15 protein-coding genes are annotated in these 16,764 nt (G+C 54.9%); 8 read left to right on the top strand and 7 right to left on the bottom strand.

The window, feature by feature from the left end; translation table 11 throughout:
* Window positions 1–52: 52 nt before the first annotated feature.
* From HBN98_RS16725 to HBN98_RS16710, 4 genes are all read right to left on the bottom strand, one after another.
* Window positions 53–484, bottom strand: a complete 432-nt coding sequence (locus HBN98_RS16725; protein ID WP_083367317.1) for an acyl-CoA thioesterase — start codon at window positions 482–484, stop codon at window positions 53–55.
* A gap of 126 nt (window positions 485–610) precedes the next feature.
* The gene (locus HBN98_RS16720; RefSeq protein WP_083367318.1) at window positions 611–1,837 is read right to left on the bottom strand and encodes a 3-hydroxyacyl-CoA dehydrogenase; all 1,227 of its coding nucleotides are present in this window, start codon (window positions 1,835–1,837) and stop codon (window positions 611–613) included.
* Window positions 1,838–1,960: 123 nt separating this feature from the next.
* The gene (locus HBN98_RS16715) at window positions 1,961–3,895 is read right to left on the bottom strand and encodes a RecQ family ATP-dependent DNA helicase (protein ID WP_083367319.1); all 1,935 of its coding nucleotides are present in this window, start codon (window positions 3,893–3,895) and stop codon (window positions 1,961–1,963) included.
* Window positions 3,896–4,292: 397 nt separating this feature from the next.
* A complete protein-coding gene (locus tag HBN98_RS16710) occupies window positions 4,293–4,796 on the bottom strand; it encodes a polysaccharide deacetylase (protein WP_083367320.1) in 504 nt (167 codons plus the stop codon).
* 290 nt (window positions 4,797–5,086) lie between these two features.
* On the opposite strand from HBN98_RS16710, the gene HBN98_RS16705 reads away from it, so the two are divergent.
* From HBN98_RS16705 to HBN98_RS16675, 7 genes are all read left to right on the top strand, one after another.
* Complete coding sequence (locus HBN98_RS16705) at window positions 5,087–5,374, top strand: hypothetical protein (RefSeq protein ID WP_064585491.1); 288 nt, start codon at window positions 5,087–5,089, stop codon at window positions 5,372–5,374.
* 95 nt (window positions 5,375–5,469) lie between these two features.
* Window positions 5,470–6,597, top strand: a complete 1,128-nt coding sequence (locus HBN98_RS16700; protein ID WP_083367321.1) for a lipase family protein — start codon at window positions 5,470–5,472, stop codon at window positions 6,595–6,597.
* Between the two features lie 367 nt (window positions 6,598–6,964).
* On the top strand, window positions 6,965–7,264 hold the full coding sequence (locus tag HBN98_RS16695) for a hypothetical protein (RefSeq protein WP_083367322.1): 300 nt from the start codon (window positions 6,965–6,967) through the stop codon (window positions 7,262–7,264).
* Between the two features lie 177 nt (window positions 7,265–7,441).
* Entirely contained in the window at window positions 7,442–7,603 is a 162-nt protein-coding gene (locus tag HBN98_RS16690; protein WP_225919987.1) for a YhfG family protein, read from the top strand.
* 171 nt (window positions 7,604–7,774) lie between these two features.
* Window positions 7,775–8,269 carry a helix-turn-helix domain-containing protein gene (locus HBN98_RS16685; RefSeq protein WP_083367323.1) on the top strand — a complete coding sequence of 165 codons (495 nt, stop codon included), beginning with the start codon at window positions 7,775–7,777 and terminating at the stop codon, window positions 8,267–8,269.
* On the top strand, window positions 8,266–9,531 hold the full coding sequence (locus tag HBN98_RS16680) for a type II toxin-antitoxin system HipA family toxin (protein WP_083367324.1): 1,266 nt from the start codon (window positions 8,266–8,268) through the stop codon (window positions 9,529–9,531). The genes HBN98_RS16685 and HBN98_RS16680 overlap by 4 nt, the downstream gene beginning before the upstream one ends.
* A gap of 408 nt (window positions 9,532–9,939) precedes the next feature.
* Window positions 9,940–12,522, top strand: coding sequence for a DEAD/DEAH box helicase (locus HBN98_RS16675; RefSeq protein WP_083367325.1), 2,583 nt, complete (start codon window positions 9,940–9,942; stop codon window positions 12,520–12,522).
* Window positions 12,523–12,579: 57 nt separating this feature from the next.
* Here HBN98_RS16675 and HBN98_RS16670 read toward each other — a convergent pair whose 3' ends face one another.
* Together HBN98_RS16670 and hslO are read right to left on the bottom strand one after the other, a co-directional pair.
* Complete coding sequence (locus tag HBN98_RS16670; RefSeq protein ID WP_007964688.1) at window positions 12,580–14,121, bottom strand: phosphoenolpyruvate carboxykinase; 1,542 nt, start codon at window positions 14,119–14,121, stop codon at window positions 12,580–12,582.
* Window positions 14,122–14,302: 181 nt separating this feature from the next.
* Entirely contained in the window at window positions 14,303–15,205 is a 903-nt protein-coding gene (hslO, locus tag HBN98_RS16665; protein ID WP_064585487.1) for an Hsp33 family molecular chaperone HslO, read from the bottom strand.
* A gap of 104 nt (window positions 15,206–15,309) precedes the next feature.
* Between hslO and HBN98_RS16660 the strand changes: the two genes are divergently transcribed.
* A complete protein-coding gene (locus HBN98_RS16660) occupies window positions 15,310–16,113 on the top strand; it encodes a phosphatase PAP2 family protein (RefSeq protein ID WP_064585486.1) in 804 nt (267 codons plus the stop codon).
* A 167-nt stretch (window positions 16,114–16,280) separates the two neighbouring features.
* Here the strand turns inward: HBN98_RS16660 and HBN98_RS16655 are convergent, their stop codons facing one another.
* Window positions 16,281–16,688: an RNA-binding S4 domain-containing protein gene (locus tag HBN98_RS16655; protein WP_083367326.1), complete on the bottom strand. Its 408-nt coding sequence runs from the start codon at window positions 16,686–16,688 to the stop codon at window positions 16,281–16,283.
* Between the last annotated feature and the right edge of the window lie 76 nt (window positions 16,689–16,764).

The raw sequence follows: 16,764 nt of genomic DNA, 5'->3' as shown, positions 1-16,764 counted from the left end.
AGCGGGAAAACAAAAATCGCAGCCCAAGGGCTGCGATTTTTTTTGTCCTGATTCAGACCACCAGGCGCTCCAGGGCCTCACGCAATCGCCCTGGAATCGGCACCGGTTGATTGCTCGTCCGATCCACGAACACATGCACAAACCTCCCCGCTGCACACGCCTCGCTTTCACCGACCTTGAACACCGCCAGTTCGTATTGCACTGAACTGTTACCCAGTTTGCCGACCCGCAGACCGATCTCGATCAGGTCCGGGAAAGCGATCGAGGCAAAGTAGTCACAGGCCGAACTGACCACAAACCCCACCACCTCGCCGTCATGAATATCCAGCCCGCCGACCTGGATCAGGTAAGTGTTCACTGCCGTATCGAAGAAGCTGTAATAGGTGACGTTGTTCACATGCCCGTAGGCGTCGTTGTCGTGCCAGCGCGTGGTGATGGGCTGGAAGTGCGGGTAGTCGGTGCGTTGGGGCATCGGGTTGGACATCAGTATTGATCCATGAAGTTTTGTCAGCAGTCTAAAGCCAAAACCGGGGTGAACCCATCGCGAGCAGGCTCGCTGCCACAGTGGATGCACATCCCGCTGGCAGCGGTTTCCCGTGCAAGACAGCGCTCAGCGCTCAGCAAACCCCTTGCCCTGCGCCGCCAGCTCACCCACCAACCGCGCCGGCTGCCACTGATCGCCTTGACGCGTCTGCAATGCCAGCAAGCGCTGATGAATGTCCGCCAGCCCTTGTTGATCCGCCCAGGCCATCGGCCCGCCCTTGTCGGCCGGGAAGCCATAGCCGTTCAAATACACCAGATCAATATCATGGGCCGACCCGGCAATGCCTTCCTGAAGAATCTTTGCGCCCTCGTTGACCAGCGCCAGCAGGCAGCGCTCCAGAATCTCTTCCGGGCCGATCTCGCGGCGCTGGAAACCCAGCTCTTCACTGACCCGCAACACCAATGCATCGACCTCGGGATCATGCTCGGCCTGTCGACTGCCCGGCTCATAGTGGTAATAACCGTTGCCGGACTTCTGCCCGAAGCGGCCCATCTCGCACAAGCGGTTATCCACCTGAACCTCCGGCGCATCCTGGCCCTTGCCGGCCAGTTCCCGCGCGCGCCACTCCAGATCGATACCCACCACGTCGTACATGCGAAACGGCCCCATGGCGAAGCCGAACCCTTGCAGCGCCGCGTCCACCTGCTGTGGATAAGCGCCTTCGAGCAGCATCTTGCGCGCCTCCAGCACATACGGATGCAGCATGCGATTGCCGATAAAACCGTGGCAGTTGCCCGACACCACACTGACCTTGCCCATGCGCTTGCCCAACGTCAGCGCGGCCTCCAGTACTGCCGGAGAAGTCTGCGCACCGCGGACGATTTCCAGCAATTTCATGATGTGCGCCGGGCTGAAGAAATGCAGGCCGAGCACCTGCGACGGACGTCGTGTCGTCGCGGCAATCGCGTCGATATCCAGCGCCGACGTGTTGCTCGCCAACAACGCTTCAGGTTTGAGCAGGCCATCCAGTTCGCGAAAGATCTTCTGCTTGAGCTCGAGGTTTTCGTACACCGCCTCGATCACCAGATCGACATTACGGATCGCCGGGTAATCCGCCGCCGCGCTGATCCGGGCAATACGCGCATCCGCTTCGCCCTGATCGATCCGACCCTGGCGCACATTGTGTGCATAAGTGTCGGCCACCGTCCCCAAGGCCTGTTCGAGCATCTGTGGATTGTTATCGACCCACTGCACGGCGATGCCGGCATTGGCCAGACACATGACAATGCCACGGCCCATGGTTCCCGCGCCGATTACGGCGGCTTGCTGAATATCGAAGGGTGTCTGGCTCATGTTGTTCTCTTGTTGATGATCCGAAGACAGCCTTCACCATAGTCAGGCACCGGGCGTTTTTGAAGTTTATTACCGTGATGAGCGACATTCAGCGGATGGATGCAGCTCTTCAGGGTCAAGCGTTCATCCGGGCAAATGGTTGTCAGCCCAGCTGCGGACCTCCGCGTATGGATACTCCTCCAGCGCCGCATACCCGGAAATCGTCCGCGCCTTGAGCCTGGTGAACAGCGGCACGCTGATCCCGCACAGAAACCGCGTCAGGCGCTCTGCCGTCGGCACACGGCCGGCGTGTTGTTCGTGCCTGTGGATAAAATCACCGCACAGCGCCGCGAAATTCTTATCCACAAGCGCGGACAATTCCGGCGGCGCCGGCAGGTGCGCCACATCCCCATGACACACCGAACAGTGCCCGCATCGCTCGGGCGCGTTGTGGTCGCCGAAATACTCGGCGAGGCGATAACCCAGGCAGCGCTCAGTGGCGAACAGCTTGAGCATCGCGTGGATCCGGGCGATTTCAGTCTGCTCATGCTGTGTGAAGTACTCGTGCAACTCAGCGCTCAACACAGCACTGTCGAAATCGCTGTGCAGCACGTTGTAGACCTCGGTCATCTGCTTGCTCTCAAGCTCGACCCAGCCCTTCTCCTGAAAGTAATCCAGCGCCTTCACCACCCGATTGCGCTCAGCCGAATACTGCGTGTACATCGCTTCGAAATTCACCGTGGCCCAGGTGCGTGCACGGCTCGAGGTCTGGACAATGGCCGCGACAAAATCCCTGCGCTCACCTTCGAAACGCTCAAGCAATGCTTCCGGTTCGAGCAGGTATTTGAAACGGTACTCCGCGTAATACGCATAGCGCGGCGCGATCAAGCCGCGCAGCTCCAATTGCACCAGCAGCGTCTTCAGCGGCAGCGCGCGAATGTTGCTCTGGTCGGCCAGCGGCCCGAGCAGAAACTCCCACTGCCCTTCGGGCGCGGCAGCCTGCATTTCCTCCAGCACGCAACGAATCCCCTCGCGCTCAGGGGTGTCGCCGTAGACGAAGTTTTCCAGCACGTTGAGGCTGTCGCGATTGGCCAGCACCAAGCAGTCCGAGGGCTGCCCGTCGCGTCCGGCACGACCGATTTCCTGACTGTAGTTTTCGATGGATTTGGGGAGATCGAAATGCACCACGTTGCGGATGTCGCTCTTGTCGATACCCATGCCGAAGGCAATCGTTGCAACGATGCAATTGGATTGCCCGGCCATGAAGCGCTTCTGGATCGCCTCGCGCTGATCGTTGGGCAAACCGGCGTGATAGGCCTCGGCCTGAATCCCGTTTCGTCCCAGATGCTCGGCGATGTGTTCGGCGGTTTTCTGCAGCGTCACGTAGACGATGCTGGGCTGGCCCGGACGCTCACTCATCCACTCCACCAGCCGCCGTCGTTTGTCCTGACCGCGCACCGGCTCGACCAGCAGATTGAGATTGGGCCGGTAGAAACCGGTGGTCACCACATCCGCTTCGGCAATGGCGAATTTGGCCTGCATGTCGGCAATCACTTTCGGTGTGGCCGTGGCCGTCAGCAGCAGGGTTTGCGGGATATTGAACTGACGCTGGTAGTCCGGCAGTTTCAGGTAGTCGGGGCGGAAGTTGTGGCCCCACTCCGAGATACAGTGCGCCTCGTCGACCACCAGCAGCGAGATCGGCACCTGCTGCAAGAAGTTGCGAAAGCGCTCGTTCTTCAAACGCTCCACCGAGATCATCAGAATCTTCAATTCACCCGAACGGGCGCGGGCCATCACATCGTTGGCATCATCGCGGCTTTGCGCCGAATCGATGCTGCCGGCACTGATGCCATGACGTTTGAGGAACGCCAGTTGATCCTGCATCAACGCCAACAGCGGCGAGACCACCAGGGTCAGATGTGGCAACAACAGCGCCGGCACCTGGTAACACAGCGACTTGCCGGAACCGGTGGGGAAAATTGCGGCCGCCGAGCGCCCGGCCAGTACGGCGCTGATCGCCGCCTCCTGTCCGGGTCGAAACTGTGGATAACCGAAAACCTGTTCCAGGGTGTTGTGCATGCGCTGTCACTCCGTTGACCGCTGTGATGCCAACAGCCTAGCGGGCGATCGCAGCGCGTCGAGAAAAGGTCGGGGGTCAATTCGATACGGGATGATACAGCGCCGGGGCGGATGCCACCGGATCAAACAAAGGAAACAATTTGCCTCTCGCAGGCCTGGCGGCAACAAAGGTAACGTGCGCCGCATCCACGTAACGAGCGTCGTGCCAGGACGGCCGACGCCCGTGGATCAACTCAAGGAATGACCATGCCCAACAGACTGAAACTGCTCCTGACCCTTACCCTTGCGTCGCTGTTGCTGGGCGGATGCATGCAAGTACCCGATGATCTTCCGCCCCTCGCCATGTGTGCCACGGCAGATCAGGGGGTCGCCACTTAAGTCTCGCCGGAACGCCGGGCTACGGACGCAGCACGGCCACCCGAAGTTGTTCATTCAGCTCCTGCTCATGCACACCCTGACTCTTGCTTGCCCACTGTGCATGAGCCGGGCTGATGTCGCCGGTGAAAGCCGCCGCCAGTTGGCGCAGATCGGCCACACTGCGCACTCGCGGACAAAACAGCTGTTCGCCACAGTCCTGACTGGCGTTGCGATAGATGCCCAGCAAACGATCCCACAGCCCTTCGCGCACCTGCCAGACTGACTTGAGCTGCACATGCGGCACACCCAGCTGCCGCTGTAATCCGCCCTCATCCAGCGCTTCACTCGCCAACAGGGCTTTCGCGAACATCAACACTTCGGCGCGTGACGCGGTATCGATGCTCGCCTGGCTGGAAAGCGTATCGGGCCAGCCGGTCCGTTGCAGATCGACAAACATCCAGCCGTTGCCGGCGTCAGACGCCACGGCCAAACGGCAACCACTGGCCCACAGCAATAAAATCGAGGCCATTCGTAGCCACTGCATACTCAATTCCCTTTAAGCGCGTATCGGACGTTTGGAAACGCCCTACAGATTCTGGCGCGCACCATACAGAGGTTTCCCAAGAAACGCCTGTGAATCCCGTGGGAAATGTCTGCGCTAAGGGTTTCACCTCGAAAAACCTGCAAAACCTTGTAGGGCAAATGCCCGAGTCTCGGAAAAACCCCTACGAACTCTGTCGATCACGGCGGTCTTGTGACCACTTGCCACGCACTTCTATAGTGACCAGCGCGGCTGAAACCACTGGAGCGACTTCGTACAGGACACGTCTCGACATGAACACGCACAACCCGCTGGCCAATCGTTATCACCCCCTCAAAAGCACCCACAGCGATCACCCGGTGCTGACCATCGATACCCAGGCCAGCCATGGCGATCTGCTCGATGCTGCGCACCAACGCCTGCGTGCCGCCAGCGACTTGCTGGAGACTCTTTACTGTTTGTGTTTCAAACAGGCCGATGTCAAAGACATCCCTAACATCGTCAATGCGCTGTATTTATTGACGCAAGACGGCTGCGAACTTCTGGAAGTAGCAAAACTTCAACTGGCAAATCATCTTTAATCGTCGCGCACACAAATAACGCAACAACTAATCACTTCAAATAAATAATATTAAAAACTAGCCTGTTTGCTCTTACATCAATTAAGAGCAACATCATGACTACACTGACTATTTTCTTTTGCGGTACAGGTTCCACAAAGTTCGATACAACCAATATCAACTATTGGAACGGCGAACTGGTGTCCACCCTCGCCTCCCACCACGCTGGCCGCGAGTTCGCCGAATGGATTGTCGTCGACGGCCCCGGCACCAGTAACCTGCAGGCCGATGAGCTGTTCACCAAGTCCGCCGACTATGGCCTCAGCGGTACGCTGTTCGGTAAAGGCTGGGAGGAAAACGTGCTGCACGCGATGAACATCATCAAAGGCAAGTGCGACTGGCAACGCAAGCAACTGACCGAAGCGGAATACAACCGCCTGAAAGCGGCCGGCATTCCCATTGAAGATGTAAAAGCCGAAGGTTCCTGGTTCTGGCGTAACTACAACTATGGCGAACGCAGCGTGACCCAGCAGAAGTTGCAGGAACAGATCATTAAAACGTTCCGCAAAGACGGCATTCTTCCAACTAAAGTTAATCTGGTCGGGTGGAGCCGTGGCGGTATCAGTTGTCACATGTTGGCCAATGCCATGTTCAACGACAGCGCGCTGAAGAACATTCCGGTAAACATCTTCGCCATTGACCCGGTACCCGGCATCGGCAACTTCCAGGAACATCGCGTCAAACTCAATGCCAACGTCAAAGAGTATGTCGGTTTCTACGCCCGCGATGAACGCTCGAAAGGCTTCAGCTGCGTCATTCCGCAGACCGCCACCGGCACGCGAACCCATATTTTCCCGATCCCCGGCCGCCACGCCACCCTGGTCGGCAACGCTGCCGCTGACGGCAACGCCGGCCCGAAAGTACTCGCCGAACCCGGCCAGTTCGTCCGCCACTTCGCGGAAACCTGCCTCACGCGCTGGGGCACCTCACTGACCAAAACCCTGAACCTGAGCGACGCCACCCTGAAAAACTTCGGCGACGCGATGGTCAAGGACGCGGCGAAATACAAGGCCATGGAAAAGTGCTCCTACACCTGGTTCACCGAACTGGACCAGGGCGAGCGCTATGTATCGCTGGGCAGCAAAGGGGTGCCGTTCTCGTCGGTGAAGGGCGCGATCTATGCACCGAATACCGGGTTGACCACCAGCGTGCTGGATCTGGCGGCGTATCGGCCTATTCGTTGAGGAAGGTGGGTGGTGATCGGCGAAAGCGCGAAAAATCCTACGGTGTTTACCTATCACAAGTTCGTCCCGTTCCTACGCGTACAGACACCTTGTCGCCTATCGCCACCCGTTAGCCCACACCTATAGTCGTGACTGCCGCTGCCAAATCAGCGGCTCGGGCTTGGTCACCTGAATGGATCGTGCGTACGCGTCCGCTGTATGCTGCCGGCACTCAATTGCCTGCAGTTTTATGGTGGCTGTGTTTGGGACGCCTTCGGGTGTGCCGGGTATGCACGATCCTCACCGGTTGACCAACCCGAACACAGTCGCCTCCTGTCGCTTGGTCACGATGTGGTGGCTTCACTTGAAGCAATTGAGGATCAACAAAATGAAAACATGGAATCAACTCACCCCTGATCGCTACCGCTCACTCGAATCCAACCTCACCGACACCAAGCCCCTGATCATCGACACAGAGGCCGATCCCCAAGACATCCTCGAATGCGCCGTCCAGCGCCTGCGCGCCTCCAGCGACCTGCTTAAAACCCTCTACTGCCTCAGCTTCAAACAAGCCGACGTCGAAGACATTCCCCACATCACCCACGCCCTGTACCTGCTGACACAGGATGGCTGTGACCTGCTGCAGGTCGCGCAGCAGCAGATGCTCAACTGGAAGGCTCCAGCCTGAAATCGAGTGATCGTATCGCTCTTATGCACTCCGTGAGAGCGATCAAAAGAACGGTAATCAACCATGGGAGCAACCATGAGCAAATTCTTTGATGAGCTGATGGAAAGCGTTGTCGAGATGGACGAGATCTTACGCAAAAAGCATCGCGATTCAGACTCGAATGCTGATACGAGCGTTTTGACGTTTCAGCAAAAGCAGGCTCATTACGACAAGGTTCGCCGATCAAACTATTTGGCCAGCCTACGCATTGAAGGTTTTGAAACCACCCCTGCCGATGCTGAAAAGCCACTTTCCTCACGCATGCAGGTTCTCGAAAAGTACCGGCAAAAACCGGGCTGACTAAAGGAAGCGCTAACGTTCAAGTGGTAGTATTCTAGCTATATGAACCGAAAACAGATGGAATAATGCCACTTAACTTCGTTTTTCACGGGTCTTACGGCAAACAGCATCCTTCATCTTAAGTGCTATTATTCTGGCAGTTAAGGTTAAAAAATGAAGGAATACTGCCACATGGCCAAGAAAACAGCGCCGCTCTTGCCCTCTACTGCTCGACTTTTGGTCGACCTTGGTGAACGACTGAAGCTGGCTCGCCTACGCCGCAAATTGACGGCCAAGCAGGTCGCCGAAAGGTCAGGCATGTCGCTAACAACCTTGCGCCATCTGGAGTCAGGTGGATCAGGCGTAACCATCGGGGCCTACCTGTCGGTCATGCAAGTGATGGGGCTGGAAAAGGATCTGAACAAACTGGCTGCAGCCGATGAAATGGGTCGCCAATTGCAGGATGCGCAGTTAATGCCAGCAACACGATCCGCAGCGAAAAAGCCCCAGCGAGTACGAGCAGTCAGTGCGGCAAAAAAGGGCGCATCCGAAAACGTCGAGACTTCAAACGTTATCGATGCCGCCACTACCACGAAAATTCCGGCTGACTTCCCATTCAACACACACTCACTCTCCAGCCTTTTGAACAAGAAGAAAAAGGCCGGGCCGCCAACAGGTGAAGAATGACGCTGATTGCTGTTTATGCAGACTGGGAATCCTTGAAAGGCGCCAGACGCCTCGGATTTCTACACGCAAGGAAAACACGCAACACCAACGTGTTCGAATTTGAGTACGACCCTAAGGCGTTGGCCGATCCCGAGTTGAGCTTCATAACTCTAGACCCGCGCATCGGCCCCTTCGAAGGCCGCCAATTCCCCGGCGAACATCAGAGCCGCTTTGGCGTCTTTGCAGACTCAAGCCCCGATCGTTGGGGCCAACTGCTGATGAAACGCCGCTTGGAAAGGGACATTCGCGACGGCTTGCTTCCCAGCAACAGCAAGTTGTTTGAATCCGATTATCTGCTTGGCGTGCACGACCTGTTCCGTGTCGGCGCCCTTCGCTACAAACTCAATGACGAAGGCAACTTCCTCGACGACCGCGACGGCGTAGCCGCTCCACCCTTTGTCGAGCTACGCGCTTTAGAGCAGGCAAGTCTCGCCCTGGAAAACGATAGGGACAACACAGCCATCAATGGCCGCGAATGGCTAAGAATGCTCATCGCACCTGGCGGCTCGCTGGGCGGCGCCAGACCGAAAGCCAGCGTCGTCGACGAGTTCGGTCAAATGTGGATCGCTAAATTCCCAAGTACGAGAGATGACTACGATGTCGGTGGTTGGGAATTTGTAGTAAACGCTTTGGCGGTCAACTGTGGTCTACGCGTTGCGACCGGCATGGCCCGACGCTACGCAAGCGATCACCACTGCTTCCTGGTGAAGCGTTTCGACCGAACCGAACGCGGCGGCCGACATCACTTCGCATCAGCCATGACCATGACCAACCGCGTCGACGGCGACGACGCCTCAACCGGCGCCAGCTATCTAGAGTTGGCGGAAGTAATCATGCAACACGGCTCGGACCCCAACACCGACCTCCGTGAACTCTGGTCGCGAATCGTCTTCAACATCCTGGTCTCCAACACCGACGACCATCTACGAAACCATGGATTTATTCTGGATCCTGGTCGGGGGTGGCGGTTGTCGGCAGCGTATGACATGAATCCGGTGGCGCATGCGGATGGGTTGAAGCTGAACATCACGGACTCTGACAACGCCTTGGATTTGGAGTTGGCGAGGGAAGTGGCGGAGTATTTTCGAGTTAGCCGCTCGGATGCTGAAAGCATCATTAAGCATCTTCAAGAAGTGGTTAGCCAATGGCCGAGATTGGCCGCGGCAATTGGGTTGTCCAGGCAAGAACAGGAAACCATGATGCCTGCATTCAAGAATTGGTGATCTTGATACGAATAGTCGAGCATTCAATTCTATGTAATCCAGATAAAACCTTACGAGTACTTCTAGCCTGAAGAGAAAATACAACCACACTCCTACCAAATACCGCGTCATTAGCTCCATCAGCGATACTGATTGATCATGGCGCGAGCCCTCTCGATCAAACCGCCAGATCACTCATAACGCCAATGGAGCCGATGAATTGACGCTTAACGTGCTCGCGGGAAGAATAATTTCGAATTGGATTTGAGAAAACCGAAATCTATAACTACCTTTAGTCTTAGGAATCAGTCCATCAAGCTTAGCTTTGAATCTTACTGACATTTGAAAAGTGCACTGAAGGTAAATCCACCGAATCATCCATTAGACTTCTGACTTTAATTTAAACCGTTAGCAAAATGGAATTTTGAAATGGCATTTAAAAAACAAACAAATGTAACGCTTTCAGTTACGACGCCTGAGTCAATGCTACATGATATAAGAACAAAAAAGATCGAAGGTCCTTTAGCGAGACAAGCTGATGTTTGGAGGGAATATACAGACAAAGCGCTAGAAAAACCGGACGTAGCTATAAGACTTCCTACCGGCAGTGGGAAAACCTTAGTTGGAATTGTGCTTGCTGAATGGCGCCGGAGAAAATTTCAAGATAGAGTCGTATATTTGTGCCCAACAAATCAATTAGTACACCAAGTAGTCAAACAAGCCCGTGACATTTATGGAATTGAAGTCGCTGAATTCACCGGCGCCAAACAAGACTATTCATTTGAGTCAAAGAATTCGTATCGACGAATCGAAAAAATCGCCATTACATCCTATAGCGCCCTATTCAATACAAACCCGTTCTTTGAAAACCCGGACGTAATAATCCTAGATGACGCCCACTCCTGCGAAAACTATATCTCTTCAATGTTCTCCCTGCTTATCGACAGAAAAAACAACTCGAGCACTTACAACGCTCTAGTAACTTTGCTCGACGGCCACAAAGATACACCCGATCTAACAAGAGCTCAAAGAGAACTAGACCTTCAATCTCTTAGCTGGCTGGAAAAAATACCTACAACTACATTCTACAAGTTAAAAGATCAAATCATAAATCTATTAGATATCGAAACAACGGACAACTCATTATATTATCCATGGTCATTATTAAGAGATCATATTCAAGCCTGCCACTGCTATATTTCAGCAACTCAAATTTTAATTAGACCAATAATTCCTCCAACCCATACTCACGTTCCTTTTAGTAACGCAAAGCAAAGAATTTACATGTCAGCCACCTTGGGGAATGGCGGAGATCTAGAGCGGATAACTGGCAGAGCTAATATTTATAGATTGACTCCAGAATCTCAAACTGATGAACAAGGCATAGGAAGACGCTTCTTTATCTTCCCTGAAGTTTCACATGATGAGACCAAGACAGAAGACTTGATCGAGAAATCTTTATCTATCTTTGGTAGAGCTTTGTTTATAACGCCTAGCGACAGAGCAACCGAAGACAGGAAGCAAAAGATACAAAGACTTGGGAAATACACACTATTCGGTGCAAAAGAGATTGAGGCATCAAAAGAGGATTTTACAAGCTGTACTTTTGCAGCTGCCGTAATTGCAAATAGATATGACGGCATGGATTTCCCTCATGACGAATGTCGTCTGCTAGTGTTAGAGGGACTTCCAAAGTCTGCCAACTTACAAGAAAAGTTCTTAATGTCAAAAATGGGATGTGGCGTACTATTAAATGATCGAATTCAAACTAGGATCGTACAAGCTGTAGGACGCTGCACTAGGGCCAATAGTGATTACGCGGCTGTTGTTGTAAAAGGCAACGAATGGTTAGATTATTTGCTAACAAAGGATAACACCCAATATCTTCATCCTGAAATACAAGCTGAAATTGACTTTGGAGAATTTCAATCATCTGCGGAGATCTCTGACATAGTGGAAAATCTCCTAGCATTTAGATCTCAAAATGATGAGTGGGTTGAAGCGAACGACTCCATCGTTCAAAACAGGAGTAGTAAAACTCGCAAAATTCCCTTAGAAATGGCGGAGCTAGAAAAGTCAGTGGCGTTTGAAATCAAATACTTAAATCATCTATGGAGGGCTGATTATCTTTCTGCATTTGATGAATGTAGGAATATCTTGGGAGTAATAAAACACCCTAACTTAAAGGGGTACAGGGCATTATGGAATTATCTTGCTGGTTCGTGCCTGAGCATGGCATTCGAAGCAAAACAGATTTCTGAAGATACTAGTAAGGATTACTACGCAGAAGCCATGAAAGCGACCATGGCTATTCTATGGCTTGTAGATCTAGCAAAATCCGCCGGAGTAGAACTATCTCAATTCAACACCCAAGATCCTTACCTTCCCAAAACAGTTGAGCGCCTAGAAAATCACCTGCTTAGTTTTGGCGTAAAAAATAACAGTCGATTCAATAGAAAACATTCCGAAATAATAAGTGCCTTGGCAAGTTCGGAAGCACAAAAATTTGAACAAGGTCAATTTGAATTAGGATTAATGCTTGGCTGCGAGGCAGGTAACACTGAACTCAGAGCAGCACCAGATCCTTGGTGGCTGCTTAGCAATGACTTGTGCATCGTATTCGAAGATCATACAAACGCTACTAATGATGTTCTGTCAGTGGAGAAAGCACGACAGGTATTTTGTCACGACAACTGGATTAGAGAAAATGTGGGTGGTGTACACGAAGGGACGGAGATAATAAAAGTACTGATTACGCCCGTGAACTACGTATCGCCCGGAGGGGTTGAACACTTAAAAGATGTTTTCATCTTGAAGCCTGACGCATTCAGGGATTGGGCCGCCCGCGCACTAGGAACCATAATTGAGATTAGAAAATCCTTAAGACAAGAAGGCGACCTAGATTGGCGGGCCCAAACAATGGCTACATTAGAGGCGCAACAATTAACTCCTCTTTCGATAAGAGATTTTTTCAAAACTAGAAAAGCTCAAAGCGAGTTAAAAGAACAATAGTTCCCTCACTTACAAAAAAGCCGCCCCAAGAGGCGGCTTCTTCATTCACGACAGATCTTACAACTTAGGCCCAGCAGCCTTGATCGCGTCGCTCACTTCGAACTTCTTGAAGTTCTCGATGAACAGACCGGCCAGGGCCTTGGCAGCCTCGTCGTACGCAGCCTTGTCAGCCCAGGTGTTGCGAGGGTTGAGCAGGTTGGTTTCAACGCCCGGTACGGCCAGTGGCACGTCGAGGTTGATGGTGTCCAGGTGCTCGGTGGCGGCACCGATCAGCGCGCCGCTCTGGATCGCTGCGATCACTGCACGGGTGGTCGGGATGTTGAAGCGTTTGCCGACGCCGTAGCCACCGCCGGTCCAGCCGGTGTTGACCAGGTAGACCTTGGAGCCGAAACCACGGATGCGCTTGATCAGCAGCTCTGCGTATTCGCCAGCCGGACGCGGGAAGAACGGTGCGCCGAAGCAGGTGGAGAAGGTCGACTTGATGCCGCTGCCCGAACCCATTTCAGTCGAGCCCACCAAAGCGGTGTAGCCGGACAGGAAGTGGTAGGCCGCTTGTTCTTCGTTGAGAATCGACACTGGCGGGAGTACGCCGGTCAGGTCGCAGGTCAGGAAGATCACAGCGTTTGGCTCGCCGCCCAGGTTCTTCTCGGAACGCTTGGCAACGTGCTCCAGCGGGTAGGCCGCGCGGCTGTTCTGGGTCAGGCTGACATCGGCGTAGTCGGCGTGCTTGGCGTCGTCGATGACGACGTTTTCCAGCACGGCGCCGTGCTTGATGGCTTTCCAGATGACCGGCTCGTTCTTCTCGGACAGGTCGATGCACTTGGCATAGCAGCCGCCTTCGATGTTGAAGACAACACCTTCGCCCCAGCCGTGTTCGTCGTCACCGATCAGGTAACGGCTTTCGTCGGCCGACAGGGTGGTTTTACCGGTGCCCGACAGACCGAAGAACAGGGTCACGTCGCCTTCTTCGCCGATGTTGGCAGCGCAGTGCATTGGCAGCACGTCAGCGGCCGGCAGCAGGAAGTTCTGCACCGAGAACATGGCTTTCTTCATTTCACCGGCGTAACGCATGCCGGCAATCAGCACTTTCTTCTGCGCGAAGTTGATGATCACGCAACCGTCGGAGTTGGTGCCGTCACGCTCAGGCACGCACTCGAAGTTAGCCACGTTGAGCACTTGCCACTCTTCACGACCGGCCGGGTTGTACTGGGCCGGGTTGATGAACAGGCAACGACCGAACAGGTTCTGCCAGGCAGTCTGGGTGGTCATTTTCACGGCCAGGTAGTGATCTTCAGCCGCACCTACATGCACATGGGAAACAAAGTGCTCTTGCGCGTTGTTGAACGCCTCGACACGAGCCCACAGCGCGTCGAACTTGTCGGCCGGGAACTTGCGGTTGATCGGGCCCCAGGCGATAGCGGCCTGGGTGGAAGGCTCTTCAACGATGAAACGATCGACTGGCGAACGGCCGGTGCGATGACCGGTGCGAACGACCAGAGCGCCGGTATCGGCAAGCTCGCCCTCACCGCGTTGCAGGGCTTCTTTAACCAGATCATCAACACTCAGATCGGTGTACACGGCGTTATTGGCTTGCGTCATGAGGTTCCCCGTCGGCCAGTGGCCGAGTGTGCTCCAAACGTTTTGTAGTAGAAAGTCGTGCACTACTACCGCGAAAAAAGTGGGCCGGATTATGCCAGAAAAGCCCAAAAAGAGTAGGGTCCTCCCGTCGTAACGGCGAAATTCCGTCGTTACGCAGTGAATTTACCTGCGCTGAACCGTTTTAGTGCCGGGTATCTGACGGCGTGTCGACGCCTGCGCCAGCGAACAATTGAGCAATATCGGCCGCATCGAACAGATAACGCTGGTTGCAGAACTGGCAATCGATCTCGACTTCGCCACCGCGTTCGACCACCAGTGCCTGCGCATCTTCCAGACCCAGGCTGACCAGCGCATTGCCCGAGCGTTCCCGCGAGCAGCTGCAACGGAAGCGCAGGTTCTGCACGTCGAACAGGCGCACCTGCTCTTCGTGATAGAGGCGATGCAGCACGGTTTCGTTGTCCAGGCTGAGCAATTCATCGGCGGTCAGGGTGCTGGCCAGCGCAGTGATGTGCTGCCAGCTGGCGGCGCGCTCTTCTTCATCCTTCAGACGGTCGGCCGGCAACTGTTGCAGCAGCATGCCACGGGCACGACGGCCGTCGGCGAACAGCTTGAAGCGGGTGCCGACCTGTTGCGACATGACGAAATAATTGGTGAAGCATTCCGACAGGGTTTCACCGTCCAGGTCGACGATGCCCTGGTAACGCTGGCCGATCGTCGGATCGACGGTCAGGGTCAGGTCACCGCCCGGCATCAGGTCGGCCAGGGTGGCATCCGCGGCGATCTGCTCGGCGTTGTAACGCGCCAGACCACGGATCTCCCGCTCGCTGGAGCATTCGATCATCAGCAGCGGAATCGGGCCTTCGGAGCGCGCCTGCAAAATCAGCAAACCGTCGAATTTCAGGGTGCCCACCAGCAACGAGGCAGCCGCCATCAGTTCGCCCAGCAACTGCGCGACCGGCTCCGGGTACGGGTGCTTGGCGAGAACTTCGGCGTAGCTGCGTTCCAGCGCCACCAGTTCGCCGCGAGTGTCGCTGTCATCGAAGATGAAGCGTTGGGTGTAGTCGGTATCCGGGAGATCAGTCATAGGTCTGGGTATCTGAATTGATGACAAAATGGTTACAAAAGATGAAAATCCCGCGCTTCTCCGCACCCATTTGGTGCGAAACGTTCAGCCACGGGAGGCATTTTATGAACAATCCGGGTTTGTTCCAATCTAGGTGGAACCTCGGCCGGCTGGTTCTGTGCAATGTAGTGCCGTTGGCGCTACTGGCTTTCTGGTTATGGCCTACGGGCCAGATGCTGTGTGTGATTTTCGACGAGTGGCTGTTCCGCTCACTCAATGCACCGCTAGCCAGCAACCCCATATGGCTCCACATCTGGGCAATTGCAAGTCTGCGTCCGTTCGACATCCTCGTCGGGCTGATCCTTCTGACGCTGCTGATCAAGGGTGACTGGGTGTTCAAGGCGATTGACGTGCGTCGCGCCTTCTTCGGTTTTCTCTCGATTCTGCTGCTGATGGTGGTGATTCGCGCACTGTTTTCCAAATTCGCCGACTACATGGATTGGCAGCACAGCAGTCCATCGATGGTACTGGAAGGCGCGGTGCACCTGAGTGACTACTTCCCGCATCTGGAAAAAGCCTGGGAGCTGAAAGATCGCTCGAGCCAGAGCTTCCCCGGTGACCACGCTTCGGTGCTACTGATCTGGGCGTTGTTCATGGGTGTGTTCAGCCGCACGCTCGGTCAGTTTCTGATCATCTGGGGGCTGGCGCTGCTGTTCATGCTGCCGCGCCTGGTGGCCGGTGCGCATTGGGGCCAGGACGATTACATCGGCGGCATGCTGCTGGCAGTGTGGGCGTTGGGCTGGGGTTACTACACACCGTTTGCCTGTCACGCGGCGAATTTCTGGCTGAAGGTGACCGCCCCGATCTTCGCGCTGCTGGGCAAGTTGCCGGTGGTGTCGCGGATGAGTGTGGTGTCCGCCGCAAACTGACAGTTGTGTGAAGACCTGTGGCGAGGGAACTTGCTCCCGCTTGGCTGCGTAGCAGTCACTGAACCAGTCGACTCGGTTGTACTTTGAAATACATGATCGACTGGGTAGGGAGTCCTTGGGCCTCCAGCGGGAGCAAGCTCCCTCACCACAATGGTTTGCCGTGCTAGTCAATCGCTGTTGCTGCTGCCACGAAACTTGAACAGATCTCGCCGCTGCTTCTTGCTCGGTTTGCCGTCGGTGCTCACGCCCAACGCGCCGGCCTTGCGCATCGCCGCAGCCGCTTCACGCTTGGCTACACTGGCCTCGGTCTCGGTATATAGCGTCTGCGCCTCGGGTGCGCCGCGCCTCACGATCGACAAGGCTTCAACCTTCACCGTGCGCACTTCAAACCCGGTGCGAATCTCGAATTCGTCGCCAATGCGTGGCTCTTTGCCAGGCTTGCAGCGCTCCCCCCGACAATGCACCTTGCCACTCTCGATGGCAGCTTTGGCCAAGGCCCGGGTTTTATAAAACCGCGCCGCCCACAGCCATTTATCGAGACGGACCTTGTCGTCCTCTTCGCTTTTTTGTGCCATGGAATTTCCTCATTCTGAAATATTGATGAACTGTACTACCGTTTCTGTCGTGCCATGAATTACGCCGTCCCGGATT

It is taken from the genome of Pseudomonas koreensis, assembly GCF_012986595.1.
GTDB lineage: Bacteria > Pseudomonadota > Gammaproteobacteria > Pseudomonadales > Pseudomonadaceae > Aquipseudomonas > Aquipseudomonas koreensis.
The sequence above is the reverse complement of the archived record's forward strand: the minus strand, read 5'-3'. Positions and strand labels throughout refer to the sequence as shown.

What these genes read in the sequence shown, in the direction of transcription:
- HBN98_RS16695 (WP_083367322.1), top strand. Translation starts at nt 6,965, where the DNA reads ATGAAAACATGGAATCAACTCACCCCTGATCGCTACCGCTCACTCGAA.
- HBN98_RS16700 (WP_083367321.1), top strand. Translation starts at nt 5,470, where the DNA reads ATGACTACACTGACTATTTTCTTTTGCGGTACAGGTTCCACAAAGTTC.
- HBN98_RS16670 (WP_007964688.1), bottom strand. Translation starts at nt 14,121, where the DNA reads ATGACGCAAGCCAATAACGCCGTGTACACCGATCTGAGTGTTGATGAT.
- HBN98_RS16725 (WP_083367317.1), bottom strand. Translation starts at nt 484, where the DNA reads ATGTCCAACCCGATGCCCCAACGCACCGACTACCCGCACTTCCAGCCC.
- HBN98_RS16675 (WP_083367325.1), top strand. Translation starts at nt 9,940, where the DNA reads ATGGCATTTAAAAAACAAACAAATGTAACGCTTTCAGTTACGACGCCT.
- HBN98_RS16715 (WP_083367319.1), bottom strand. Translation starts at nt 3,895, where the DNA reads ATGCACAACACCCTGGAACAGGTTTTCGGTTATCCACAGTTTCGACCC.
- hslO (WP_064585487.1), bottom strand. Translation starts at nt 15,205, where the DNA reads ATGACTGATCTCCCGGATACCGACTACACCCAACGCTTCATCTTCGAT.
- HBN98_RS16660 (WP_064585486.1), top strand. Translation starts at nt 15,310, where the DNA reads ATGAACAATCCGGGTTTGTTCCAATCTAGGTGGAACCTCGGCCGGCTG.
- HBN98_RS16655 (WP_083367326.1), bottom strand. Translation starts at nt 16,688, where the DNA reads ATGGCACAAAAAAGCGAAGAGGACGACAAGGTCCGTCTCGATAAATGG.
- HBN98_RS16680 (WP_083367324.1), top strand. Translation starts at nt 8,266, where the DNA reads ATGACGCTGATTGCTGTTTATGCAGACTGGGAATCCTTGAAAGGCGCC.
- HBN98_RS16685 (WP_083367323.1), top strand. Translation starts at nt 7,775, where the DNA reads ATGGCCAAGAAAACAGCGCCGCTCTTGCCCTCTACTGCTCGACTTTTG.
- HBN98_RS16720 (WP_083367318.1), bottom strand. Translation starts at nt 1,837, where the DNA reads ATGAGCCAGACACCCTTCGATATTCAGCAAGCCGCCGTAATCGGCGCG.
- HBN98_RS16705 (WP_064585491.1), top strand. Translation starts at nt 5,087, where the DNA reads ATGAACACGCACAACCCGCTGGCCAATCGTTATCACCCCCTCAAAAGC.
- HBN98_RS16710 (WP_083367320.1), bottom strand. Translation starts at nt 4,796, where the DNA reads ATGCAGTGGCTACGAATGGCCTCGATTTTATTGCTGTGGGCCAGTGGT.